Here is a 24,648-nt window from a genome sequence, read left to right as displayed (position 1 = left end):
GGATGGACCCCTTCGTCACGCTGACCGCTCCGGCGGTGCCGCTCGACATCGCCAACATCGACACCGACCAGCTTCTGCCCGCCCGCTTCCTGAAGAAGCCGCGCAGCGCCGGCTACGGCAATTTCCTGCTTCATGACGAGCGCAAGCCCGGCTTCCCGTTGGACGACCCCGCCTATGCCGGCGCCCGCGTGCTGGTGACCGACCGCAATTTCGGCTGCGGGTCGTCGCGGGAGGGGGCGGTCTACGCGCTGGTGGATGGCGGGTTCCGCTGCGTCGTCGCCCCCAGCTTCGGCGACATCTTCGCCGCCAACGCCGCCAAGAACGGCCTGCTGACCGTCGCCCTGCCGGAGGAGACGGTGGCGGAGCTGCGCCGCCAGTTGCAGGAGACGCCGGGCGCCGCCGTCTCCGTGGACCTGCCGGCACAGACCCTGACCGGCCCGGACGGCCGGCCGCTGGCCTTCGCCATCGACCCGTTCAAAAAGGAATGCCTGGTGGAAGGCCTCGACGACGTGGCCCTGACGCTGCGCCACCAGGACGCCATCGACGCCTTCGACCGCGCGGATGCCGAGGCGCGGCCCTGGCTGGTGCCGGGAGCCTGACGGCGCTCTGAAGGATCACGGCGGCGCGTCGCACACAACGCGGTTGCGGCCGCCGTTCTTCGCGCGGTACAGCGCCTCGTCCGCTCGCGCCAGAACCGCGGCGACGCTGCTCTCGGCCGGCCGCAGCGCGCTGACCCCGATGCTGACCGTGAAGGAGAGGGAGGACCCGGCGCCGTTGGCGATCCGCACGTCGGTTTCCGCCAGCGCCCGGCGCAGCCGCTCCGCCAGCAGCGCCGCCCCCTGCGGCGGCGTCTCGGGCAGCAGGATGGCGAACTCCTCGCCGCCCAGCCGGCCCAGCACATCCGCGCCGCGCACCATCGACCGGCAGACGCGGACCACGGTGCGGATGGCCTCGTCCCCGGTGGCGTGGCCGTAGGTGTCGTTGACCTTCTTGAAGTGGTCGATGTCCAGCATGATCGCCGACAGCGGCTGGCCGCTGCGCCGGGCCCGCGCCACCTCGTCGGCGGCCCGCGCCATGAAGCGCCCGCGGTTCAGCGCCCCGGTCAGCGAGTCGGTGGTGGCGAGGCGCTCCAACTGGCGCTGCATGTCGACCACGCGGGAGGCGGCGAGCAGCCGGGCGCGCAGCCAGGTGAGGTCCAGCGGCTTGCGCAGGAACTCGTCGGCGCCGTTCTCCACCACTTCGAAGAACTGGTTGGTGATGCTTCCGGGGATCATCAGCATCAGGTAGAGGTGCCGTTCCCGCTGCGCCGCGCGCAGGTGCCAGCAGACCTCCACGCCCTCCATCTCGCCGACGCGGAAATCGACGAGCGCGATGTCTATGGGCTCGTCGCGGCAGCGGGCCAAGGCCGCTTGGCCGCTTTCGGCAAAGGCCGTCTGATGGCCGAAGCCTTCAAGCTGCTGGCACAGCACCGTGCGCGCCATGCGCGAATCGTCCACCACCAAAATCCGCATGCGGCCTCCGCGACCATGGCCTTAGAAAAGCACAAAGCCCTGAAGGAAACATTACAACCGTATGGATTTTCGAATGAACCCGCTTCAACGACCGAGAGTCGCCTGTTTGACCGAGAGCCGCAACGGTGCAGCCATGGTTCGTTGAAAACTCGAGAATTTTCAACGAAGAGCCGGTGCCTTCGCTGGCTTCACGGTTCAAGGGAAGGGTGGATATGGTCCGCAGTGTCCATCGGACGCTGGCGATACAAGGCATTTTGCGGCTGAAAGGTGGATGCGTTTGCATCATGAAATTCAAACAGCGGCTTTTCCGCTCGATCATTCATTGCCGATTTTCTGCACCCGCGTATCGCTCCATCCGAGGAAGCGTCCATCCTCCGCTCGCAGTGCCAGCCGCGCGACCGGAGCGCCGGTTTCGGTGTCGACCAGCGAGGACCGTGCTTCACCGGGGCGGTAGAGGTGGTCTTCACCCCATTGCCGCAGCGCGACGATAACGAGAAAGAGGCCGCGCCCCTTTTCGGTCAGGACATATTCACGGTAGGCACTTCCGTCAGAGGCCGGCGCGGTTTCCAGAATGCCGCGCCGGGTCAGATCGCGCAGGCGCGTCGCCAGCATGCCCTTGGCAATGCCGAGGCTCGTCTGAAACCCGCTGAACCGCCGCACACCGTCGAAAGCGTCGCGGATGATGAGCAGCGACCACCAGTCGCCAATGACGTCGAGCGACCGTGCAACCGGGCAATCGGCACCCCACAGGCTGACCCGCTTGACCAAGACCAGGACCCTCCGACGCTGCAATCTGGTTCTAAAATAGAACTGGATGTCCAAGCGCGCAAGTGGTCTCACTATGAAACTGGTTAGAGCTTCATCCATGGAACGATCATGCAGCACGAATGCAGCCCACAGCACCGGCCGGACGGCGGGTTGTCGCGGGGCACCATGTTGATCTTCGCGGCGGCCGCGGGTCTCAGCGTCGCCAACATCTATTTCGCCCAACCCCTGCTCGATTCGATGGCTCGGGATTTCGGGATTTCACCGGCCGCGATCGGACTCGTGGTGACCGTGACGCAGCTTGGTTACGGGCTGGGCCTGATCGTCATTGTCCCACTCGGGGATATCATGGACCGTCGCCGCCTTGTCCTTGGTCAAGGTGTCCTGTCCGTTGTCGCGCTGGCGGCCGTTGCCGCGGCGAGGACGGAAGCGATTCTGTTTGCCGCCATGGCGGCGGTCGGTCTGCTCGCGGTGGTCGTTCAGGTGCTGGTGTCCTTCGCGGCGACGCTCGCCACGCCCGCCAATCGTGGCAAGGCCGTCGGCATGGTCACGAGTGGAGTGGTGATCGGCGTTCTCGGTGCGCGCTTCGTTGCCGGGGTGCTCGCCGACCTTGGAGGATGGCGCGCGGTCTATCTGGCATCGGCGGCTTTCACGCTGGCGATGGTCGGCCTGCTGTGGCGGGTCATGCCGCGCACTGGGTCACCGGACAGCACGGACAGCTACGTCGCGACGCTGCGTTCGATCCCCGTGCTGTTTCTGACCGACCGCGTGTTGCTGGTTCGCGGCATCCTGGCCCTGCTGATCTTCGCAGCGTTCAGCGCATTCTGGACCGCGCTGGTGCTGCCGCTCAGCGCCGAACCGTTCGGCTTTTCCCACACCCAAATCGGCCTGTTTGGACTGGTCGGCATGGCGGGAGCCATCGCGGCGACGGGGGCGGGCCGGCTAGCGGATCGTGGCCTCGGTCAATGGACCACAGGCGTCTCGCTCACACTGCTTCTTGTGTCATGGGGGCTGATCGCGTTTTTGCCCGTTTCCATTCCCGCCCTTCTCGTCGGCGTCGTACTGCTCGACCTTGCGGTGCAGGCGGTCCATGTCAGCAACCAGAGCATCATCTTCGACCGACATCCGCAGGCGCGCAGCCGCCTCGTCGGCGGCTACATGGCCTTCTACTCTCTCGGCAGCGCCATTGGCGCCATCGCGGCGACGACGGCCTTTGCCCATGCCGGCTGGGTCGGAGTGTCGACGGTGGGGGCCGCGGTGAGCGCGGCGGCATGGCTGACGTGGGCTTTCACACGCCATCGACCAATCCGCGTCGAGCAGGCGATGTGAGCGACGTGCGACGGCGTCACAAATCAATTTTGCCACACCCGGCGTTGCTGGATGCAAGCAACCCGAATGTTCCTGAAAGCGCTGGCCGTTCGGGAGAGGTTGGTTGGGGGACTAGGATTCGAACCTAGGCTGGCGGAGTCAGAGTCCGCTGTCCTACCGCTAGACGATCCCCCAGACCGTCGCCGGGGCGGCGCTGTGGCGCGTCCCGTCGTGGGCCGCCCTTTTAGCAAAGCGGGCGGGGCTTGTATAGCCCTTTTTTCGGCTGCGACGCCCGGGTGTGGGCCTGCAGACACAATTCAAGTCCAATCGTGGGCTTTCGCTGGGACGTGAAACCGGGTTAAGATGACTCCCTTAAGCATGGCGGGGAGGAGACGTGGACCTTCAGGTGCACAGCGAGCGGCAGAACGACACCGGGCGGTTGCGTTCGTCGGCCCCTGCGCGCCCGGTCTTCGCGGCCCTCGACCTCGGCACCAACAACTGTCGGCTTCTGATTGCCCGGCCAATTCCCGGCGGCTTTCGCGTCATCGACGCCTTCTCGCGGATCGTCCGGCTGGGCGAGGGGCTGACCCGCAACGATCGGCTGTCCGACTCGGCGATGGAGCGCACCCTCGCTGCGCTGAAGATCTGCGGATCCAAGATCGAGCGTCGCGGCGTTACCGCGGCGCGTGCCGTGGCGACCGAGGCCTGCCGCCGCGCCCGGAACTGCGGCGAATTCATCGATGCGGTGGAGCGGGAAACCGGCATCGCCATCGAGATCATCTCCAGCCAGGAGGAGGGGCGCCTCGCGCTCGCCGGCTGCGCGTCGCTGCTCGACCCGAATGTGCCCTATGCCGTGGTGTTCGACATTGGCGGCGGCTCGACCGAGTTGATGTGGCTGGCGGTGGAGCGGGGGCGGCCCCCGCGCATCCTCGACCAGACCTCCATCCAGTGCGGCGTCATCGGGCTGACCGAGCAATTCGGTGGTGCCAACGCCGACCGCGGCATGTACCGGCGCATGGTGGAGGAGGTGGCGTCGGCCATCGCCTCCTTCGAAGCGCGCAACGGCATCCGGGAGCGGGTGCTGGCCGGGCAGGTGCAGATGCTCGGCACCTCCGGCACGGTGACGACGCTGGCCGGGGTGCATCTCGGCCTCTGCCGATACGACCGGCGGGCGGTGGACGGCAGCTTTCTGCGCATCGACCATGCCCGCGCGGTCATCGAACGTCTCGTCGCACTGGACTTCGACGGGCGGGCGCGGCATCCCTGCATCGGACAGGACCGCGCGGATCTGGTGATCGCCGGATGCGCGGTGCTGGACGCGCTGTGCGACTGTTGGCCGGTGGAGCGCTTGCGCATCGCCGACCGCGGCCTGCGCGAGGGCATCCTCGTGGAGCTGATCGGGTCGACGCGGCAAATCTATTAAGGAAATGTGAGACCATGGTTGGAAAGCCTCCGTCCTCCTCGACGCCGGGTGGGCGCCGCGCCACCGTCCGCGTGAAGTCCGCGGCCAAGCGCACCACCTCCTCGGCCCGCTGGCTGGAGCGGCATCTGAACGACCCCTACGTGCACGAGGCGACGAAGCGCGGCTTCCGCTCCCGCGCCGCCTTCAAGCTGCTGCAGCTGGACGAGAAGTTCCATCTGCTGGGGCCGGGCAAGCGCGTGGTCGACCTTGGCGCCGCCCCCGGCGGCTGGACGCAGGTGGCGGTGGACAAGGTGCAGACCGCGCGCGATGGCTGGAAGGTCGTCGGGCTGGACATCCTGCCCATGGACCCGGTGCCCGGCGCCACCACCATGCAGGCCGACTTCCTGGAGGAGGGTGCTGCCGAGCGGCTGAAGGAGGCCCTGGGCGGCTCCGCCGACGTGGTGCTGAGCGATATGGCGGCCCCGACCATCGGGCACCAGTCCACCGACCACCTGCGCATCATGGCGCTGGCCGAGGCCGCCTACGATTTCGCGGAGGAGGTGCTGGCCCCCGGCGGGGCGTTCGTCGCCAAGCTGTTCCAGGGCGGGGCGGAGAAGTCCCTGCTGGAGCGGCTGAAGCGCGATTTCGCCACGGTGCGCCACGCCAAGCCGCCGGCCAGCCGCGCCGAATCCTCCGAAACCTATGTGGTCGCCACCGGTTTCCGTGGGGCCAACATGAACGACTAGGTCCACCTCCGGCTGCGGTCCGTTCGCGCAGGTCATGGCTGGCTTGCGCGGATGAGGCCCGGCACACGACAGTTTGTGGTTCAGGCGCCTTCACAAGCCCACGGTCTTGTGTATAGTGCGCCAAATTTTTTTCCGGCCCCTTTTTTACCTTCCGGGAGACCGCCGATGGCCCGCTCGTCCACGATCCGCGAAGCTCTGACCTTCGACGACGTCCTCTTGGTTCCGGCCGAAAGTTCGGTCCTGCCGAACGAGGTGGACACCCGGACGCGCCTGACCAAGACCATCGAACTGGGCATCCCGCTGATGTCCTCCGCGATGGACACGGTGACCGAAAGCAGCCTCGCCATCGCCATGGCCCAGGCCGGCGGCATCGGCGTGGTTCACCGCAACCTGACCATCGAGCAGCAGGCCGAAGAGGTCCGCAAGGTCAAGCGGTACGAGTCCGGCATGGTGGTCAACCCGATCACCATCACGCCGGGCCAGACGCTGGCCGACGCGCTCCAGCTCATGGCCGATTACCGCATCTCCGGCATCCCGGTGGTGGAAAGCCGCGACTCCCGCGGCAGCGGCAAGCTGGTCGGCATCCTGACCAACCGCGACGTGCGCTTCGCCACCAACCCGAACCAGCCGGTCAGCGAGCTGATGACCAAGGACGTGGTGTCGGTGCGCGAGGGCGTCAGCCAGGACGAGGCCAAGCGCCTGCTGCACCAGCACCGCATCGAGAAGCTGCTGGTGGTGGACGAGGCCCATCGCTGCATCGGCCTCGTCACGGTCAAGGACATGGAGAAGGCCCAGGCCTATCCCAACGCCTGCAAGGATGCCCAGGGCCGCCTGCGCGTCGCCGCCGCCACCGGCACCGGCTCGGACGGTCTGCGCCGCGCCGAGGCGCTGTTCGACGCCGGCGTTGACGTTCTGGTGGTCGACACCGCGCACGGCCACTCGCTGAAGGTGCTGGATCAGGTGCGCGCGGCGCGCAACATGTCCAACTACACCCAGGTGATCGCCGGCAACGTGGCGACCGCCGAGGCGGCGAAGGCGCTGGTCGATGCCGGCGCGGACGCCGTGAAGGTCGGCATCGGCCCCGGCTCCATCTGCACCACCCGCATCGTCGCCGGCGTCGGCGTGCCGCAGCTCACCGCCATCATGGACGTGGTCGAGGCCTGCGAGAAGCTGGGCGTTCCGGTGATCGCCGACGGCGGCATCAAGTTCTCCGGCGATCTCGCCAAGGCCATCGCGGCGGGCGCCAGCGTGGCGATGCTGGGCAGCCTGTTCGCCGGCACCGACGAGAGCCCCGGCGAGGTCATCCTCTACCAGGGCCGCTCCTACAAGAGCTACCGCGGCATGGGCTCGGTGGGCGCCATGGCCCGTGGTTCGGCCGACCGCTACTTCCAGCAGGAAGTGTCGACCATGAAGCTGGTGCCGGAAGGCGTCGAAGGCCGCGTGCCCTACAAGGGCCCGGTGTCGGCGGTGATCCACCAGCTCGTCGGCGGCCTGCGCGCCGCCATGGGCTACACCGGCAGCCAGTCCATCGCCGAGATGCAGACGAAGTGCGAGTTCGTCCGCATCACCAACGCCGGCCTGCGCGAGAGCCACGTCCACGACATCACCATCACCAACGAGTCGCCGAACTACCGCCAGGGCTGATCGGGCGTCCGTTGGATTGAGGTCTGGAAAGGCGAGGGGGCGTTCCCCTCGCCTTTTTCATGCCCGCGTTCAGCGGTTGGCGGTGAAGTGGCTGAACAGCGCCACGCTGGCCGCGACGGTGGCGTTGAGGGATTCCACGGCGCCCGTGGTCGGGATCGACAGGCGCTGGACGGGCAGGGCGGCGGGCACGCCCTGACCCTCCTCGCCCAGGACAAGGCGGACGTCGCGCGGCCAACGGAAGGCCGCCATGTCGGCGCCCCCGGCGTCCAGAGCGACCAGCGGTCCGGCGGCCCGGTTGACATCCTCCCATCGGCCGCCGCGCAGCAGAGTCAGCTCGAACTGGGCGTTCGACGCGGCGCGCAGGCATTTGGGGTGGTAGGGGTGCGCCGCCCCGTCGAGCAGGATCACCCGCCGGGCGCCGAAAGCGGCGGCGCTGCGCAGCAGTGCGCCGAGGTTGTTGGGGTCGCCGAGCGCGCAGATCAGCTCCAGCCCTTGCGGCGGTTGCGACAGGTCGATCGACGGCGTGTCCGGCACCGCGCCGACAAGCAGGGGGAAGCCGGTGCCGGAGGCGTCCAGGGTGCGGAACAGGGAGGGGGCGAGCTGGACGATCTCCAGCTCCGCGGGCAGGCGCCAGCCCTCGGCCTGCGCCGGATCGGTGACGAGCAGGGTGGAAAAGCGCTCCGGCCAGCGGGCCAGCGCCTCCGGCACCGTCTTCAGACCGGCCAGCAGGAACTTGCCCTGTTTCTTCAGGCCGCGGCTTTCCAGCAGCGACTCCCACAGCTTGAACTGCGGATTCTGCAGGCTTTCGATCAGGCGCGGCGGGCGGGTCATGCGGGGCAGGCTTTCAAAGGCGGGCGGTCGTCGTGATCGTGGACCTTACGGCGCGGGGCGCCGCGTTGGGAAGGCCGTTCGGATTCTGAAACACTCCCTCTCCCGCCCCGGGAGAGGGAAGGGGCCCGCGCGAAGCGTGGGAAGGGTGAGGGGACCGGCAAGGAAAAGCATCGTGATTCTCGCACGACCCTCACCCGGCCCTTCGGGCCGCCCTCTCCTGGGGCGGGAGAGGGATTCCAGGCGCATTTGCATTGCGCCAGCGCTTTGTTCTCCTACCGACTTCCCGCTGCTATCATCGCAGAACCACGGAAAGGCGATTCCCATCATGCTTGCGCTGCGGCCCAACTGCGAATGCTGCGACCGGGATTTGCCCCCGGACTCGCGCGATGCCTACATCTGCTCCTTCGAATGCACCTTCTGCGGCGACTGCCGGGATGGGGTGCTGAAGGGGCATTGTCCGAACTGCGGCGGCGAACTGGTGCGGCGGCCCGTCCGTCCGGCGGGAAAGCTGGCCAACAACCCTGCCTCGACGCAGCGGGTGCTCAAGGCGGGTGGCTGCCCCTCCGCCTTTTGAGTGGACTGAACGGCACTTTCAATCCAGGGGCCGGCCGAGGAACAGCAGCGCTCCCCGCTGGGTCGCCGCGGTGAAGCCGGCGCGCTGGTAGAAGCTGACGTTCCGCGCGAAGACCCCGGTCACCAGATGCAGGCCGGGCAGGCCCTCGGCGCGGCAGTCCTCCGCGAAGCGGTCCACCAGCGCCCGCCCGACCCCGCGATCGCGGAAGCCGGGCCGGACGTTGACGTGGAGATGGGCGGGAAAGGCGGCGAAGCGGTCGGCGAAGACCTCGTATTTCGGGATGATGCGGGCGAGGTCCAGCGCCCCGGCGCTGTCCTTGCAGCCGGTCAGATAGCCGATGATGGCGCCGTCCTCGGCCAAGGCGAACCACAGGTCGTCCGGCGCCCGCTCCACGTACCAGCCCGTCCAGGTGCGGAAGAAGGCGTCGCGCTCCGCCGCCGAGGCGAAGTCCTTGCGCAGCGTGGACAGGAAGAAGATGTCCTCCAGCGCGGCGAGGGCGGACTCGCGGTCGGGCAACTCCGGCAATCGTACCAGCATCGACGACCAGGCCTCAGCGGCGTTGCGCCAGCGTGAAGGAGGTGGTGCGCGGCGCCAGCATCGTGTAGCGGCCCTTGGCCTTCATCACGCCGGCGCCCTCCGCGGCCTCCGCCCCATGGCCCCAGAACAGGTCGCCGCGCACCGCCCCCTTGATGGCGCCGCCGGTATCCTGGGCGACGACGAGGCGCTTGATCTCGCCCTGCGGCACCGGCGCTTCGCGCACGTCCAGCCACAACGGCACGCCGAGCGGGACGTAGCCCGGGTCCACGGCGAGGCTGCGGCCCGCCGTCAGCTCCATGTTGCGGGCGCCGCGCGCGCCGACGTCGGGGCGGAGCTGGAAGAAGACGTAGGACGGGTTCAGGTTCATCACCCGCTTCGCCTCGCCGGGATGCTCGGTCAGCCAGCGGCGGATCAGCGGCATGGTGACCTGTTCCGGCGTGGCGTAGCCGATGTCAATCAGGTGCCGCCCGATGGGGACGTAGCGGTGGCCGTTCTGCCCGCCATAGCCCAGAGCCACCACCGATCCGTCGGTCATCCGCACCCGGCCCGACCCCTGGATTTCCAGGAAGAACGCGTCGATGGGATCGTCCACCCAGAGGATTTCCAGCCCCTTGCCCTTCAACGCGCCGTCGGTGATGCGGGCGCGGCTGGGCAGGCCGCGCTTGGTCCGCTTCGGCGCCTTGTAGAGGGGGACGTTGTAGCGCTCGGTCCGCGTCCAGCTTCCGCGCAGCTCGACCTCGTAATAGCCGGTGAACAGCCCCTCCTGCCCCTCGGACAGGGCGACGGGGGTGAAATGGTCCTCGAAGAAGCGGCGGGCGGTTTCCGGCTGGGCGTCGGGCAGGCCGCGCAACGCCTCGCAGATCGGGCGCCAGTCCGAGGTGGTGCCGGCGGCGGGGTTGGGGCCGAGCGGCTTGCCGGCCGGCTGCGAGGCCACCCAGCGGCAGGTGCGCTGAAGGGCGGGCAGGGCCTGCGCGTGGTCGTCGTCGATCCAGCCCGGCAGGCCGCGGAAATCCGCGGAGACCTTCTCCATCCCCGGTCGCCAGGACGCCGCGGTGACGCCGCCGCCGGGTCCGGCCCCGGTCGCCGCGTCGCCCGCACAGCCCGCCAGCAGGCCGAACGCAAGAAGGGTGGAGACGCGCGCCATCGCACGCGCCATGACACTGCCGACCGCAGCCGTCATCGCGGACCCCGCACCAGATTTCAAGAAGACGCCGAAGAAGAGGGAGCGCTGGACTTGCCGCCTGCAAGAGAGCCGGGGCAAGAACAACTACCCCTTTTTTGCCTCATTCATGGGATTGCGGTCAACGGCTCTTCGCGCGGATGGTTTCGATCGGGCCGTCTTGTCACAGGGCGCGCGCCTGGGGGCGGCGACTCGAAAGGCTGCCGCGCGTGCGCGGGGGATGACAACCGCCCCCCGCTCGGGTTATCGAGCAGGGAATCTATCCGAGGACCATCCCATGACCCCCGCCGCCCGCCTTCAGGCGGTCATCGACCTGCTGACCGAGATCGACGAAACCCCGCGCCCCGCCGACGCGGTGATGAGCGCCTATTTCCGCGCCCGCCGCTACATCGGGTCGAAAGACCGCACCGTGGTGGCGCAGACGGCCTACGCGATCCTGCGGCGGCACGCCCGCCTGTGCTGGTGGCTGGAGCGTCAGGGCCATCCGCCGACCCCGCGCGCCCGCGCGCTCGCCAACGAAATCCTGGCGGAGGGCAAGGCCGCGGCGACGGTGAAGGCGCTGTTCGGCTCCTCCAAGTTCGCTCCGGACCCGCTGGCGCCGGAGGAGGCGAAGCTCGCCAACGAACTGGACACCCACACGCTGGAGCATCCGCAGATGCCGGAAAGCGTGGCGGTGGAATGCCCGCCCTGGGCGGTGGAGCCGATGCGCGCCGCCATGGGCGACCGCTTCGCGGTGGAGATGCGCACGCTTCTGGACTCCGCGCCCCTCGATCTGCGCATCAACCCGGTGAAGGCCAACCGCGAGAGCGCGATCAAGGCGCTGGCCCGCGCCCAGATCACGGCGACGCCGACGCAGTGGTCGCCGCTGGGCCTGCGCGTCCAGGGCCGCCCGCCGCTGGGCGCCGTGGACGCCTTCAAGGACGGTCTGGTCGAAATCCAGGACGAGGGCTCGCAGCTCGTGGCAATCGCGGTGGCGCCGAAGCCGGGGCAGCAGGTGGTGGACTTCTGCGCCGGGGCCGGCGGCAAGACGCTGGCCATCGCCGCGCTGATGAAGAACAAGGGCCGCGTCGTCGCCTGCGACGTGCTGGCCGGGCGCCTGAAGCGCGCCGCCGAGCGGTTCCGCCGCGCCGGTCTGCACAACATCGAGGCGCACCCGCTGTCCAGCGAGCGCGATCCCTGGGTGAAGCGCCACAAGCGCAAGTTCGACCGCGTGCTGGTCGACGCGCCGTGCAGCGGCACCGGCACCTGGCGGCGCAACCCCGACAGCCGCTGGCGGCAGCTCGGCCCCGGCTTGGCGGAGCTGGTGCCGCTCCAGGCGAACATCCTGGACAGCGCGGCCCGTCTGGTGAAGCCCGGCGGGCGGCTGGTCTACGCCACCTGCTCCCTGCTGCCGGAGGAGAACGAGAATCAGGTCGCCGCCTTCCTGGAGACCCATCCCGACTTCACCGTGCTGCCGGTCGCCGAGGTCTGGGCGGAGGAGGGCGCGGGCACCCCACCCGCCGAGGGGCCGTACCTGCGCCTGACCCCGGCCCGCCACGACACCGACGGCTTCTTCGCCGCCGTTATGGTGCGCAAGGCGGAGGAGGACGCCGAGGCGGAGGTGGACCGGATGGCCGAGGCTGATCCGGCGCCTTCAGAAGGGTAACATCGGCGGGGAGAACCTTCGCCGGTGGAATGCGTCAGGCCGGCGGTGTGTCGCCGGTCTGCGCGTTTCCGGTTTGCGGCTGTCCCGTTCCGGCCTTCAGGGCTTCCAGCAGGCCGCTGGCGACCGTGTTCTGGCTTTCGCTGGCGCTTCCGGCAATCGCGCCCAGGACACCGGTTCCGCCTTTCGACGCGCCCGACGCAAGGGCCGATTGGAGCATGGACAACGCCGCCTGCGCGTTGCCAGGGTCGCTCGAAGCCGGCTTGCCGACGGTGTCCGGGGGCGATGGGCTTTCGGCGGTTGGCTTGTTCGTGACGGCTGGCGTCTCCGTGGCAATCTTGCTTTCCGCGGCGGGCGCCGGGGTCGGAGCGGCGGCGTCGGCCTTCGGGGCAGCGGATTTGGGCCCGATGCCGGGAATGTCCACCGTTTCCGCAAATGTCTGGAACGCGTTGCCGAAGACGGTCCGGTCGAAGCCGAGTTCCTGAAGCTTCTGTTCGGCGGCCTCGCCGTCCGGCGCGTACAGATCCGCGAAGCCAGCGTCCTCCCCCATGGATGCCAGCGCGGATTTGAAGCCCTGCATGTTTTTCGTAAATCCGCTGGCGTCGCTGAGAATGGCCGTCTGGTCGGTCGACTTTCCATAGGCGCCACGGGTCGCCGCGATTTCGCTCTTAAACGCGTCCTGAACCGGCTTCAGGCGTTCGTTCATCTCGTCCATCGAGATGTCGCCGCGCTGCTGGGCTTCCTGAATCTCCTGGGTCTTGCGCCCGACCTCGGACAGCGCGCCGGACATCCGGCTGCCATAGGCCTGCAGTTTCTGCCAGGCGGCCTCCGAGTCGGCGAGCCGCTGTTTGTCCTCTTCGTCACGGGGGCGTTCGGAGACGTAGCGGTTGAAGGTCGCCTTGGTCGCCATCGATTTCAGCCCGGTTACGACGTCTTCGGCGCTGATCTTGCCGGAGTTCACAAGTCCTTCCAGCATGCCGCGCGCCTTTGAGTCGAGTTGCTTGAACACATCGGCGGCGGCGCCGTTCAAGGCCTGCCCAAGCTTGCTCAGGGAAACGGCATCCGTCTTTTCGCCGCTCCCGACGCCTGAGGGTTGATGCCCTGAGGAACCTGTTCCTGACTGCACAGGCTTCCAGTATCCGGTGGCGGACAAGGGAAGAGAGGAACTGATTGAGCTGCTGGTCATTGATCCGCCTCCTAGCCGTCATCGCCCATCATTTCCGGGGATCCACAGGGAAAAGAGAAATGGATAATTTCCAAATTAACGATCAAAATATCTGATTTTACTGTATAGAATTATTGCCAATGTGATTGTAGATTATTCTGTGGTGCGAGATGATGGATTATATTATTTAAATTTTGCGCGATAGATTTGTGAGGGATTGGCAGCGGAAGAGGTGAGCCTACCGGTAATCGAAGGCCCCATTGCCAATCAGACGACGGACCGCGTCGCCGAAGGCGGCAAACGGACTCAGGTTGATGCCGAGATCGGCGATCTTCTTTGACGCATCGTCGCCACCATCCTCAATGGCGAGAAAGTAGGCGTTGGCCTGAGCATTCCTGCTCGTCGCCGGGGAGGGCGATGCCGAAGGTTTGTCGACGCGGATTGGGGAATTGTCCGGCTGTGTCGGCGTGTCGGACCGGCGCTGGCCGCGCTGAAGGAGCACCGCTCCGCCGAGAGCGCGGTTGGCGGCCTCCGAATCGAAATCGACGGTGGCGACATCGACACCGGACTGCGCGAAGCCGATGCGTTTCAGACGTGTCGTCAAACCCTCCGCCACCTCATCGCCGGTCAGAGTGCCGGCACGCACGGCGTCGTCCAGTTTCCGACGGTCCTCGTCGCCCAGCGCCTCGTTGAACATCGTAAGAGCATTGCCTTTTAGGGCCGTTGCCAGAGCACTGAGATCCACGCGGTCGTTGGCTCCGCTCTTTCGGACGGTCGTCGTGGCAACGGAAGGTGTCGATGTGTTCGTTGAGCGCGATGCCGATCCAGTGCGGAAATATGCGGGAACATCGGCGGGTGATGTGACGCTTGTCGGAGCCATTGGAAAACTCCATTGATCGATGGTCGATGTCATCGTGGTAAGAAATAGATATTTTTGACATGTTGATTTGGAAGCTTGAGCGAAGATTGATAATGAAATATTAAAGTTCGAGTCCGAAGTATTTGCTCGATAATGAACTGCACGAATACTGGGGTATGATGTGGGTGTTTGGTGTCCGGACTCGCGTCGGAAGATGACCGTTGGCGACCCGCTAAGAATTTGGCGAAACCAACATGGTGAGAGAGATCGATGGCGGGCGGAAAAAGCGGCGAATGCGCGCCAGCCGGAGAAAGGACGAGCGCCGCCACTCATGCGGGGACACACGGACCGGCCTGCTGATTTCGTGCGGGTCATACCGCGAGGTTTGCGGTTAGGGTGCGACCTTTCCCCGCATGTTGGAGCGCAATGATGTGGAACACGTCCCGCTGGCGGAGCGCCGCCCTGTCCGCCCTTTTCCTGTTGGGGCTGGGCACCTCCGCCGAAGCGGCTGAGCCGGTCAAGGTCAAGGTGTTCGTCGGTGCCATGTTCGAGATCGGCAAGAACACCGGCGACCGCGCCGGCGAGTTCCAGAACTGGTACGAGCGCTACTGGCAGTCCGCCGAGCCGATTGCCGTGAAGGGCGCGCTGAACCCCGTCTACTGCAACGCCGACGGCGTCTGCGGCGCGGTTCTGGGGATGGGCAAGGTCAGCTCCTCCGCGTCCATGCAGGCGATTCTGCTGAACCCGCAACTCGACCTGTCGCAAGCCTATTTCATCATCTCCGGCGTGGCCGGCACCCCGCCGTCGCGCGGCACCATCGCCGAGGTCAACTGGGCGACCTGGCTGGTGGATTACGACCTGGGCCACCGCTGGGCGCCGGAGGAGGGCAAGCCGGGCGAGCCGACCTTCATGCCGCGCAAGGGCTACGAGTCCGTCCGCCTGTTCCAGTTGAACCCGGCCCTGGTCTCCTGGGCCATGAAGCTGACCGGCGACACGCCGCTGAAGGACTCCGACAGCGCCCGTGCCTACCGCCAGCGCTACCCGCAGGACGCCGCCCGGCGCGCGCCCTTCGTCGGCACCGGCACGCACATGACCGGCGACACCTTCTTCCACGGCCCGGGCATGTCCGAGCAGGCGCAGTACATCGCCAAGCTCTACGGCGCCGACGATTACGTCATCACCGAGATGGAGGCCGCGGCGATCACGCTGGTCATCAAGCGCACGCTGGGCTCCGACCGGGTGATGAGCCTGCGCGGCGCCGTCAACTTCGACCAGGGCAACCCCAAGGAAACCACGCTGGAGCATCTCGACCCGAAGCCGGGCGAGACCGCTGGCGGCTTCGCCGAGACGGTGGAGAATGTGGCGCTGGTCGGCGCGCGCATGACCGATCACATCGTGTCCCACTGGGACCAGTGGCAGGCGGGCGTTCCGGCCCTTCCGGCCCAGTAACCCGAAGGCCGGCGGTGCGGCGGCCTTCCACCGTCGCACTGTCCCGGCCCTTTTGGCTGACTGGACATCCTCCGGCCCGGCTCCCAGTTCTCATTAGGGTGGGCAGCGGGTCCGGAGGTGTCCCATGGATGAAGCGCTGGTGATTCGCGACGCGCGGCCGTCGGACGCGGTTGGCATCGCCAAGGTCCACGTCGCCACGTGGCAGTCCACCTATCCGGGCCTCGTCCCCGACACCTATCTCGTCAACCTGTCGGAAGCCGCCGCGGCGATGCGTTGGCACAACGCCGTTCAGGCGCACGGGCCGGGGCAGGGCGCCCTGGTTGTGGTGGACGGCACGGACTCGGTGGTGGGTTTCGCCACCTACGGCGGGCGCCGCATTCCCGTGGAAGGGTACGAGGGGGAATTCTACGCTCTCTATCTGCTGGACGAGGCGCAGGGGCAGGGGCTTGGCCGCCGCCTGATGGCGACCATGGCCGAGCGGCTCCAGGAGGGCGGCAAGCGCACCGCCGTGGTCTGGTGCCTGCGCGACAACCCGGCGCGCTGGTTCTACGAGCGGTTGGGCGGAGTCCGGGTGGCGGAACGGCCCATCCGCTTCGCCGGGGCGGAGCTGGTGGAGATCGCCTATGGCTGGCGCGACCTCGCCCCGCTTGCACGCTTGTCCGCGGGCCCCGAAATGCGGTAGTCAGGGGCTTGTCCCCCCGCATCAGGTTGTCGTCCATGTCCGCCGAGCGCGTTCTCATCCTCGATTTCGGGTCGCAGGTGACCCAGCTCATCGCCCGCCGCGTCCGTGAAGCCGGCGTTTACTGCGAGATCCATCCGTTCAGCATGAGCGAGGAGCGGATTCGCGACTACGCGCCGAAGGCGATCATCCTGTCGGGCAGCCCGGCCTCCGTCACCGAGGAGAACGGCCCCCGCGCGCCGGAGGTGGTCTTCACGCTGGGCGTCCCGGTCCTGGGCATCTGCTATGGCCAGCAGACGATGTGCCACCAGCTCGGCGGCACCGTGTCGGGCTCCGACCACCGCGAGTTCGGGCGCGCCTTCATCGAGGTGAAGCAGACCTGCGCGCTGTTCGACGGCCTGTGGGCGGTCGGCTCGCGCGAGCAGGTGTGGATGAGCCACGGTGACCGCGTCACCGCCCTGCCGGACGGCTTCCAGGCCGTAGCGGTCAGCGACGGCGCGCCCTTCGCCGCCATCGCCGACGACGCCCGCCAGTTCTACGGCGTGCAGTTCCACCCTGAGGTCGTGCACACCCCGCACGGCGCGCAGCTCCTGTCGAACTTCGTGCACCGCGTTGCCGGGCTGAAGGGTGACTGGACCATGGCCGCCTTCAAGCAGCAGGCCATCGAGAAGATTCGCGCCCAGGTCGGCAGCGGCAAGGTGATCTGCGGCCTGTCCGGCGGCGTCGATTCCTCGGTGGCCGCCGTGCTGATCCACGAGGCCATCGGCGACCAGCTCACCTGCATCTTCGTCGACACCGGCCTGATGCGCGCCGGCGAGGCGGAGGAGGTGGTGACGCTGTTCCGCGACCACTACAACATCCCGCTGGTCCACCGGAACGCGTCCGAGCTGTTCCTGGGCAAGCTGGCCGGCGTCACCGACCCGGAGCAGAAGCGCAAGATCATCGGCGGTCTGTTCATCGAGGTCTTCGACGAGGAGAGCGCCAAGGTCGGCGGCGCGCAGTTCCTGGCCCAGGGCACGCTGTACCCCGACGTGATCGAGAGCGTGTCCTTCACCGGCGGCCCGTCGGTCACCATCAAGTCGCACCACAATGTCGGCGGCCTGCCGGAGCGCATGAAGCTGAAGCTGGTGGAGCCGCTGCGCGAGCTGTTCAAGGACGAGGTCCGGGCGCTCGGCCGCGAACTCGGCCTGCCGGCCGCTTTCATCGGCCGTCACCCGTTCCCCGGCCCCGGCCTCGCCATCCGCGTTCCCGGCGAGATCACCCCGGAGAAGCTGGACATTCTGCGCAAGGCCGACACGGTCTATCTGGAGGAGATCCGCAACGCCGGCCTCTACGACGCGATCTGGCAGGCATTCGCGGTGCTGCTGCCGGTGCGCACCGTGGGCGTGATGGGCGACGGGCGGACTTACGACCATGTGCTGGCCCTGCGCGCGGTGACCTCCACCGACGGCATGACCGCCGACTGGTACCCGTTCCCGCACGACTTCCTGGCCCGCGTGTCCAACCGCATCGTGAACGAAGTCCGCGGCGTCAACCGCGTTGTCTACGACATCACCTCGAAGCCGCCCGGCACCATCGAGTGGGAATGATATCGGCCGCTTGGGATGGGGTGGGAAACCACCCCTCCTTGCTGTGGGCGTGTTGAAGGCAAAGCCGTTGTGTGGAGTTCCGAGGGAACTCCCGCACAAGGAAGGTCTGGGCGCGACCATTCGTAAGCGGGATTGATCTGTGTTCGGTGGGACGAGTCCGTGCCGTCGTCCAGTGTGCCGGACGCCGCCATGGTGATCTGCGACGTGCGTTTTGAAGGCGAATGATTGGCGGATGGGGTGTCCGCGCTGTGTTAAGCATTGGTGCGGGTTTGGGGCCGATAGCCCGCCAGCTACCCACCATCTTACCCACCAAAGAGCAATCGGTCGAGTAGGGTTAAGGCAAGAGATAGCCACGTATACCCTTGCGCCGATGTGGCTTCAGTCACCGAGATGGGGCAGACAGGCCTGTGGTTGTCCGTTCCGCCAAGCCCATCGCAAACACGACAACAATCCCTGCTAATCAATGGTGCGCGCCTAACAGGGTGCGGAAAAACGAACATATTCCGGCCTTTTTCCTCCGCTGAGGCTGAGAATGCGGGTTTCAGCGGGCGATTTGGTCGGGACGGAGCGTTTTTCCTCGCTCCGAGGCTCCCAGAACCGCCGTTCAGGCGGATTGCGGGCGTGATTATGCCGCAGCCAGCAGCTTGGGCAGGCGGATCAGGTTGTAAGCGGTGGCGGTTAGGGTGAACATCCAACCGACACGGGCTGCTCCGCAATGGCGCGTCTTGCGCAAGCCGGCTCCCTTGATCCAGCCAAAGACCTCTTCGATCCGCTTGCGGACCCGCAGGCTGACGGCGTAGCCGGGATGGCGGGTGGTCCGGCCGTCGATCGCCGAGCGGCGGTTGCTGGTATTTCGGGCAACATGCGGAGCCACGCCCAAGTCGCGCATGTCCGCCACGAAATCCTTGGTGTCGTAGGCCTTGTCAGCGCCGACCGTGATGCGGTGGCGGCCGGGGATGGCCTCGATCATGGCCACCGCCGCCGCACGTTCGGCCAGGCCGCTGGCCGCGGTGAGCCGCACGTCCACCACCAGGGCGTGGCGGTTCTCCATCAGCGCGTGGCCCATGAAGGCCAGCTTCGCCGGCTGGCCGTTGCCCTTGCGGTAGAGCCGCGCCTCGGGATCGCTGGTCGAGGCATGCGTCTCGTTGGACCGCTTCTCGCCATGGAAGTCGCGCTCGCCGTTGCGCCCCGGCCCCGGCGGCTCGCCGCTGCCGTCTTTGGGCCGGAAGCTCTTCACCGACGCCCAGGCTTCGATCAGCGTGCCGTCCACCGAGAAATGCTCGTCCGACAGCAGCGCCTTGACCTTCGGCTGACCCAGCACGGTCGCCAGGAACTTGGCCGCCACATCGCCGGCCAGAAGACGCTCGCGGTTCTTGGTGAACACGGTGACGTCCCACACCGGGGCGTCCATGGACAGGCCGACGAACCAGCGGAACAGCAGGTTGTAATCGAGCTGCTCCATCAACTGGCGTTCCGAGCGCACCGAGTAGAAGGCCTGGAGCAGCAGCGCCCGCAGCAGCTTCTCCGGCGGGATCGAGGGGCGCCCGATCTTGGAGTACAGCCCCTCGAACGCCGGCGACATCACCTCCAGCGCCTCGTCCACGATGGCCCGGATCGCTCGCAGCGGGTGGTTGGCTGGAACCCGCGCCTCGCAGCTCACGTAGCTGAACAGACCCTCGCTGCGTTCGTCCGAACCCCGCATCGTCCCCTCGTCGGTCGCGTTCTTCTCAACCGAAAAGAATCACGACCAACCGCCCGTGCACAGCCCTTTTTCCGCACCCTGCTAAAGCGGATTTCGGCTCAGTTTAGATTCGGGTAGCCGCATAGCTTGAACCACGCTTTGGCGTCGGTGGCGGTGATCGCATTGAGGGCTGGGCCGAGTTCCTCGTTGAGGGCCTCGACGGTGCGGGCTTCCTTGGCGCGCAGGATTCCTTTGAGCTTGGCCCAGCCGGGCTCGATGGGCGACAGGTCGGGCGAGTAGCGCGGGAGGAAGCGGACACGGATCCCTGCGGTCTCAAAGGCGGCGAGGATATCGGCCCGCTTGTGAGCGGAAAGGTTGTCCATCACGACCACGGCGCCGGGTTTGTCGCGCCGGAGCACGGGCAAGAGCACCTGCTCGACAAAGGCGAGAAACACGGCCGAGGAGGTAGACGCCTCGATGCTCATGGCGGCCAGCATGCCTTCGGCGCTCAACGCCCCGAGCACCGTGACGCGGTGCCACGACCCACAGGGCACGGACCCGAGCGCCCGCTGGCCGCGCGGCGCCCGGGCCTGGGTGGGCGTCATCTGGGTGTTGATGCCGGTTTCATCGAGGAAAACCAAACGCGCCGGTTCGTGGACCACCGCATCGTCCCGGTAGGCCGCGCGTTCCGCGGCGATATCCATGCGCTCTTGCTCGCTGGCCCTCAGCGTCTTTTTTTGCGCGCCAACCCCAGCCGCTTCAAGGTGCGGCACACCACCGCCGGGCTCAGCGCGATGCCGGTGCGTGCGGCCAACCGGTCGCGGTACTGTGCCAGTGTCGCGTCATTATCCTCCCGCACCAAGGCCCGCAGCACGCTCACGCCCTCCGCGTCCAGTTTGGCTGGTACGCCGCCGGCATGGGGCTTGGCGACCCGCCGCCCCTCAAGGCGCGCGGCCCGCACCCAGTTGTACGCGCAGGCTCGGCTGATCTGGAAGCGCCGCGCCAGCAACTCGGGGCCGCCCTCGTGGCGCTCATAAGCCAGCAGAACCCGTTCGCGCAGATCGGCGGAATATGGCTGGCCCATGGCGCGCGGTCCTTCAGCGGTGTCTTCCTCCAACCGCTCAGGCCAGCCAAAATTCCGTCTATACTCAGCGACAATCCGCTTTAACGATCGAGAATCTCACGTCCTTCCACCGCCACGTCCGCGAGGCGCCGCAAGTCGACGTGTGCGTCGTCTACACCGGCGGCTTCCCGAGCCTCGCGGTGCTGCGGGTGCTGCGCCATCTGCTCCGCGTCGCCCCGACGCCGCCCCGCCTGTTCCATTGGGCGATGTCGACGCTGGCGGCGCGCGCATCGCCGGCCATCTGGAGGACAGCCTCGGCGTCGAGGTCGTTCCCCACCTGATGGACCCGGCGACCGTCCGTCGTTTCGGGCGCACCGGCCGTACGGCCGACGTGACCGGATTGAGCCGCCGCTCCGGAGCGGCTGGCGCCATCGCGCGGACGATCATCGAGACCGGGCTTCTGCTCGAACAGGAGGCCGTGGATCCGCGGCCTTTGTGCGAAGTGCCTTGAGATCCGCAGCGTCCGCGGGCGCTCGTTGCAAAGCCGGCGCCTTGGCCGTTGGCGGCCACAGGATGGCCGGGAGCTGTGAAGCGCTTCGGTTTCCAGCCGCGTCGAGGAGGCAGCCACGGCACGCCACCAGAATCAAGAATTCCTCCGCTTCATCACAGGGGCAAGACAGCTGTGCCGGTCTCGAAGGATGCTATCCGCCGGCTACATCCAGTGATGGATGATGTCCTCCCCGTCGGCCTGGATCTGGACAACCAGCTTCCTCCTCTTGGGGGCATCGTGCTCGCGGTGCGCCTTCTCGACTAGTGCCGAAAGCGCCTTGTGCTTCTTGTCGGATGGGTCGTACTCCGGGAGCCTCATGTGCTTGAACACGTCTCCGATTTGAATGGACACGTTGTGGCTCTCTACCCATTCGCGGACGAGGGGGGTGTTCAGCAGGCCGCAGAGGAAGTACGCTGGCTCCTTATCATCAAAGGCTGCGTAGTAGACCTTGTGGTCCGGGATATACGGACGCGGGCCAGCCACCGGAACGTCCGCGCTTCCGGCGACGGCGGCATAGAAGCGCGAACACATTTCCGGCCACACGACCTTCCAAGGCTGGAAGGTGTATTCACCGACGTTGTAGATGGCGAAGTAAGGCGCCCCCTTCATCTGCCGACGGTAGGTCGAGCGGTCATTCAGGAGCTTCTCATAGTTCTCGAACCAGGCACTGGCCTTGGCGTTCTTGCGCCCGTTCATGTTCGAAGCCGCCGCGGCGTAGTCGGCCGAGGAGATCCCGGTATTCGGAACGAAGGTGAACAGCGCCTCCTTCTCACGCGCAGGGTTGTCCAGTCGCAGATAGCACGGCTCGAAATCGCCAGCGCCTTTGATGAGCGGGTACAGCATGTGTGGCTCAACCCACGCCTTCCGCGACGGCCCGATGTCCTTCTTGCCGGCTTCGGGGCGGCTGCGGACTTGGACTGCTGAGTTGCTGTGGCTGACAATGGAGACAAAGTAGACGCCGTTAAGGTCGACGGTGATGCCTTTGCGACCCGCGACCCATTTGCACTTTCCGGCGAGACCCTTCATCTCGTCATGTCGCCCGACCGAAAGGACGGCCCACGGCGATCCGTCCTCCCCAACAGGAGCCGCCTCATTGTCCATAATGGAGACGCGCTTCAGCACCTCTTCGAGGTCAAGATCTGCGGGGATCGCCTTCGTGTAACTATCGGCGCTGTTCCACAGGCGGTACGGGATCGGGTAGGTCCCCGGCTCCTTGGACTTGACAAACACAGCGACAGATGTGTGGTTGACCGCGTCTTCGAACGGCTTTAGCGCCTTCAAATCGTCAATGCCGGTCGGCGCCAAGTGCATGGTATCCGGATCCTTGGGATCAATGCGAAACTGCCGGAAGCCGGCCGAGGACGGATTCTTGAACAACGCCCCCGTGAGCACAAAGGCCAAGCGCCCTCCAGGTTTGAGCCACTTGTCGGATGCCGTGTAAGTGATCATCGCCGAGATGTCGAGCTCGTTGCCGCCGTGCAGCTTGTTGCGCGAGAAAATCCCGTAGCGCTCGCAGGTCGGTTTGACGCGCTCCCGGTAGGCTTCTGGCAGCTTCGACCAGCGGACCCATGGCGGATTGCCGACGATGCAGTCAAAGTGCCCAGCCGTGGCTGACCAGAAGAAGTTCCGCGCGATGCGGAACCAGATCCCATTCCATTCCCTGTGGTGCAGGTTGAGGATCTGGTCGTAGGTATATTTCAGCGGCTCGCGCCACTCCGCGGCCTCTTCGGGGGTCAGGAGGCCGGCGCTGATCAGCGCCATCTCTGCGGCGGCGTACTCGATTTTGGCCTCGACGGACGAGCCCAGCTTGGCGAACACGAGGTCCAAGCGCTCGCGGTTGAACGCCAACGCCTCCGGCAGGATAATAGTGAGGCCGGCCACTTGGCTGCCGATCTTGTACTTCACCACGCCGTGCCCCGTGCCGGGGTTTGGGGCCGGCGAGTAGATGGCGTCGGCCAGAAGGACAGGCACTTCGAACGACTGGCCGGGAACCGCCTTGAGCAGGTCAGCGATCTCCATAAGGAAGTTCACGCGCGCCGTTTGGACGGCGAGCGGGTTCAGGTCGAATCCCCAGACTGAGCTGCACAGGTGCTCGACGGTGTGCTCGACGCTCCAGCCGGCCTTCGCGGCCTCCGCGCGCTTCTTGCGGATTACAGCCGACAGGAAGGCGCCGGAGCCGCAGGTTGGATCAAGGACGCGCTGAGATAGCCACGCACCGCGCTCCGCGCGCTTCAGGGTGAAATCGACGAGCCAGTCCGGGGTGTAGAACTCGCCCAAGCTCTGGCGAAGCTTGCCAGGGACGAGGCCCTGGTAGAGATCCCGCAGCACGTCCCGCGTTCGCTTCAGGTGGTCCGTACGGTAGAGCGAGAGCGCCGCCAGCAGGCCGCGCAAGGCCGGCATGAGCGCTGCCGCGTGCTTGGGTTTGTCGGCAACGTCGAGGTACCAGCTGAAGATGGCCTCTTCGACGAACCCGCTGATGCCTGCCTGCTTGAAGATGCCGGCCTTCTCGATGTCCTGCTGAAGGGTGTTGAGCAGCGCTTGGTTGTCGAGCAGAGCAGCCATCGCCTGCGCCGGTTGCTCCGTCGCCGTGAGCCCATGCGCTGACACGATCTCGGCCGCGAGCAGCTTGATGAGCAGCGAGTTATAGGAGTGGATGACGAACAAGCGGCCCGACAGGGCCTGCTGCATATTTCCGGACCAGCCGAACCCTATCTCATCCTCAATAGCCTCCGCCTGCAGGACTGACATCTCGGAGACTTGGCCATACAGGGTCCGCCACTCCTCGAACATCATCTTGATCTTCGAGCTGCTGGGCGCCGAGAGGTTGGCGGCGAGCGCGTCCGCCATCGCCTGCATCAGGTTGCGCGCGGTGGTCGCGCCGTGTCCAAAGTCAGCCAGGAGGTTCTCGGTAGTGATCGCACGCCGGGTGTCTGCCTTGATGGCCTGAATGACTAGGCCGACCGCGTATTCCGAGAACGGGACCAAGTGCTGAGTTTGGATATTTTGATCCCGGACCTGGGCGAAGCAGATGTGCTCACCATCGATGGCTATGCCGATGTAGTCCTCGGATGGAAGGGTAGATTTTTCCGATTCACGTAAGATATACGGCAGCAGCCGGTCTTCGGTGGCCTCCTTGAACTTGGCGCTGCTCTTCGAGCCGCCGAAGAGGCCGGGCGCTTTGAACTCGATCACGACGTTGTTGTAGCTGCTGTCCTTCTTGGCGCGCTCGGCGTCGAAGTGGATCCCGAGCGCATTCTCCAGCGCCGACACCCACGCGATACGGACCTCCTCCTCGCCCTTCCACGGCCTGGCGCGCCTCGCAGAAATGTGCGCGTAGGCCGATTCAATGGACGATTTCATGGATGTGGTCCTCGGAAGTTGTGGTGGGCCGGGATAGTACCCTGACCATCCGACGCACAACAGGCCCAAACGATAGCTTGGCCCGGCACCGTCGAGTCAGGGGTGGCATGGTG

22 protein-coding genes and 1 tRNA gene are annotated in these 24,648 nt (G+C 66.6%); 11 read left to right on the top strand and 12 right to left on the bottom strand.

The genetic code is table 11. The annotated features are described in order from the left end of the window. Positions 1–2: 2 nt before the first annotated feature. A complete protein-coding gene (leuD, locus tag D3869_RS17180; RefSeq protein ID WP_137141164.1) occupies positions 3–599 on the top strand; it encodes a 3-isopropylmalate dehydratase small subunit in 597 nt (198 codons plus the stop codon). A gap of 15 nt (positions 600–614) precedes the next feature. On the opposite strand, the gene D3869_RS17175 is transcribed toward leuD, so the two are convergent. Together D3869_RS17175 and D3869_RS17170 are read right to left on the bottom strand one after the other, a co-directional pair. Beyond that, the gene (locus D3869_RS17175; RefSeq protein ID WP_137141163.1) at positions 615–1,511 is read right to left on the bottom strand and encodes a GGDEF domain-containing response regulator; all 897 of its coding nucleotides are present in this window, start codon (positions 1,509–1,511) and stop codon (positions 615–617) included. 315 nt (positions 1,512–1,826) lie between these two features. Further along, the gene (locus D3869_RS17170) at positions 1,827–2,279 is read right to left on the bottom strand and encodes a winged helix-turn-helix transcriptional regulator (protein WP_137141162.1); all 453 of its coding nucleotides are present in this window, start codon (positions 2,277–2,279) and stop codon (positions 1,827–1,829) included. 108 nt (positions 2,280–2,387) lie between these two features. Here D3869_RS17170 and D3869_RS17165 point away from each other — a divergent pair, with 108 nt between their 5' ends. Next, positions 2,388–3,605, top strand: coding sequence for an MFS transporter (locus D3869_RS17165; RefSeq protein ID WP_137141161.1), 1,218 nt, complete (start codon positions 2,388–2,390; stop codon positions 3,603–3,605). 100 nt (positions 3,606–3,705) lie between these two features. On the opposite strand, the gene D3869_RS17160 is transcribed toward D3869_RS17165, so the two are convergent. Beyond that, positions 3,706–3,779 (bottom strand) — tRNA-Gln (locus D3869_RS17160). Positions 3,780–3,978: 199 nt separating this feature from the next. Between D3869_RS17160 and D3869_RS17155 the strand changes: the two genes are divergently transcribed. The 3 genes from D3869_RS17155 to guaB all read left to right on the top strand — a co-directional run bounded on the left by D3869_RS17155 (position 3,979) and on the right by guaB (position 7,376). Continuing rightward, the gene (locus D3869_RS17155; protein ID WP_137141160.1) at positions 3,979–5,007 is read left to right on the top strand and encodes a Ppx/GppA phosphatase family protein; all 1,029 of its coding nucleotides are present in this window, start codon (positions 3,979–3,981) and stop codon (positions 5,005–5,007) included. 14 nt (positions 5,008–5,021) lie between these two features. Further along, positions 5,022–5,732 (top strand): RlmE family RNA methyltransferase, encoded by a 711-nt coding sequence (locus tag D3869_RS17150; RefSeq protein ID WP_137141159.1) that lies wholly within the window; start codon positions 5,022–5,024, stop codon positions 5,730–5,732. Positions 5,733–5,897: 165 nt separating this feature from the next. After that, a complete protein-coding gene (gene guaB, locus D3869_RS17145; RefSeq protein WP_137141158.1) occupies positions 5,898–7,376 on the top strand; it encodes an IMP dehydrogenase in 1,479 nt (492 codons plus the stop codon). A 69-nt stretch (positions 7,377–7,445) separates the two neighbouring features. On the opposite strand, the gene D3869_RS17140 is transcribed toward guaB, so the two are convergent. Continuing rightward, positions 7,446–8,207, bottom strand: a complete 762-nt coding sequence (locus D3869_RS17140; protein ID WP_137141157.1) for a TrmH family RNA methyltransferase — start codon at positions 8,205–8,207, stop codon at positions 7,446–7,448. A 322-nt stretch (positions 8,208–8,529) separates the two neighbouring features. Between D3869_RS17140 and D3869_RS17135 the strand changes: the two genes are divergently transcribed. After that, entirely contained in the window at positions 8,530–8,781 is a 252-nt protein-coding gene (locus tag D3869_RS17135; protein WP_175426559.1) for a DUF1272 domain-containing protein, read from the top strand. Positions 8,782–8,799: 18 nt separating this feature from the next. On the opposite strand, the gene D3869_RS17130 is transcribed toward D3869_RS17135, so the two are convergent. Together D3869_RS17130 and mltA are read right to left on the bottom strand one after the other, a co-directional pair. Next, on the bottom strand, positions 8,800–9,318 hold the full coding sequence (locus tag D3869_RS17130; RefSeq protein ID WP_137141156.1) for a GNAT family N-acetyltransferase: 519 nt from the start codon (positions 9,316–9,318) through the stop codon (positions 8,800–8,802). A gap of 13 nt (positions 9,319–9,331) precedes the next feature. Further along, positions 9,332–10,474 carry a murein transglycosylase A gene (mltA, locus tag D3869_RS17125; protein ID WP_247895900.1) on the bottom strand — a complete coding sequence of 381 codons (1,143 nt, stop codon included), beginning with the start codon at positions 10,472–10,474 and terminating at the stop codon, positions 9,332–9,334. Between the two features lie 301 nt (positions 10,475–10,775). Between mltA and D3869_RS17120 the strand changes: the two genes are divergently transcribed. Further along, positions 10,776–12,143, top strand: a complete 1,368-nt coding sequence (locus D3869_RS17120; protein ID WP_137141154.1) for an RsmB/NOP family class I SAM-dependent RNA methyltransferase — start codon at positions 10,776–10,778, stop codon at positions 12,141–12,143. Positions 12,144–12,177: 34 nt separating this feature from the next. Here the strand turns inward: D3869_RS17120 and D3869_RS17115 are convergent, their stop codons facing one another. Beyond that, entirely contained in the window at positions 12,178–13,326 is a 1,149-nt protein-coding gene (locus D3869_RS17115; RefSeq protein ID WP_247895899.1) for a hypothetical protein, read from the bottom strand. A 217-nt stretch (positions 13,327–13,543) separates the two neighbouring features. Then, complete coding sequence (locus D3869_RS17110) at positions 13,544–14,050, bottom strand: hypothetical protein (RefSeq protein ID WP_247895898.1); 507 nt, start codon at positions 14,048–14,050, stop codon at positions 13,544–13,546. A gap of 543 nt (positions 14,051–14,593) precedes the next feature. On the opposite strand from D3869_RS17110, the gene D3869_RS17105 reads away from it, so the two are divergent. The 3 genes from D3869_RS17105 (at position 14,594) to guaA (ending at position 17,881) form a co-directional block, all read left to right on the top strand. Continuing rightward, positions 14,594–15,613: a purine-nucleoside phosphorylase gene (locus tag D3869_RS17105; protein ID WP_094306422.1), complete on the top strand. Its 1,020-nt coding sequence runs from the start codon at positions 14,594–14,596 to the stop codon at positions 15,611–15,613. Between the two features lie 124 nt (positions 15,614–15,737). After that, positions 15,738–16,295, top strand: a complete 558-nt coding sequence (locus D3869_RS17100) for a GNAT family N-acetyltransferase (protein ID WP_137141153.1) — start codon at positions 15,738–15,740, stop codon at positions 16,293–16,295. A 35-nt stretch (positions 16,296–16,330) separates the two neighbouring features. Beyond that, positions 16,331–17,881 (top strand): glutamine-hydrolyzing GMP synthase, encoded by a 1,551-nt coding sequence (gene guaA / locus D3869_RS17095; protein ID WP_137141152.1) that lies wholly within the window; start codon positions 16,331–16,333, stop codon positions 17,879–17,881. A gap of 625 nt (positions 17,882–18,506) precedes the next feature. Here guaA and D3869_RS17090 read toward each other — a convergent pair. The 3 genes from D3869_RS17090 to D3869_RS17080 all read right to left on the bottom strand — a co-directional run bounded on the left by D3869_RS17090 (position 18,507) and on the right by D3869_RS17080 (position 20,646). Then, positions 18,507–19,583, bottom strand: coding sequence for an IS5 family transposase (locus D3869_RS17090; protein ID WP_137141134.1), 1,077 nt, complete (start codon positions 19,581–19,583; stop codon positions 18,507–18,509). 98 nt (positions 19,584–19,681) lie between these two features. Next, on the bottom strand, positions 19,682–20,266 hold the full coding sequence (locus D3869_RS17085; protein ID WP_247895652.1) for an IS630 family transposase: 585 nt from the start codon (positions 20,264–20,266) through the stop codon (positions 19,682–19,684). A gap of 20 nt (positions 20,267–20,286) precedes the next feature. After that, positions 20,287–20,646, bottom strand: coding sequence for an IS630 transposase-related protein (locus D3869_RS17080; protein ID WP_137140950.1), 360 nt, complete (start codon positions 20,644–20,646; stop codon positions 20,287–20,289). Between the two features lie 238 nt (positions 20,647–20,884). Here D3869_RS17080 and D3869_RS33125 point away from each other — a divergent pair, with 238 nt between their 5' ends. After that, on the top strand, positions 20,885–21,136 hold the full coding sequence (locus D3869_RS33125) for a Wadjet anti-phage system protein JetD domain-containing protein (RefSeq protein ID WP_175426517.1): 252 nt from the start codon (positions 20,885–20,887) through the stop codon (positions 21,134–21,136). 201 nt (positions 21,137–21,337) lie between these two features. Here the strand turns inward: D3869_RS33125 and D3869_RS17070 are convergent, their stop codons facing one another. Continuing rightward, positions 21,338–24,535 (bottom strand): Eco57I restriction-modification methylase domain-containing protein, encoded by a 3,198-nt coding sequence (locus D3869_RS17070; protein WP_137141150.1) that lies wholly within the window; start codon positions 24,533–24,535, stop codon positions 21,338–21,340. Positions 24,536–24,648: the final 113 nt, after the last annotated feature.

Origin of the sequence: Azospirillum brasilense (genome assembly GCF_005222205.1) — a bacterium.
In the GTDB taxonomy this organism is placed as follows: domain Bacteria; phylum Pseudomonadota; class Alphaproteobacteria; order Azospirillales; family Azospirillaceae; genus Azospirillum; species Azospirillum brasilense_G.
Note: the sequence above shows the minus strand (reverse complement) of the source record. Positions and strands in the feature narration are given on the sequence as shown.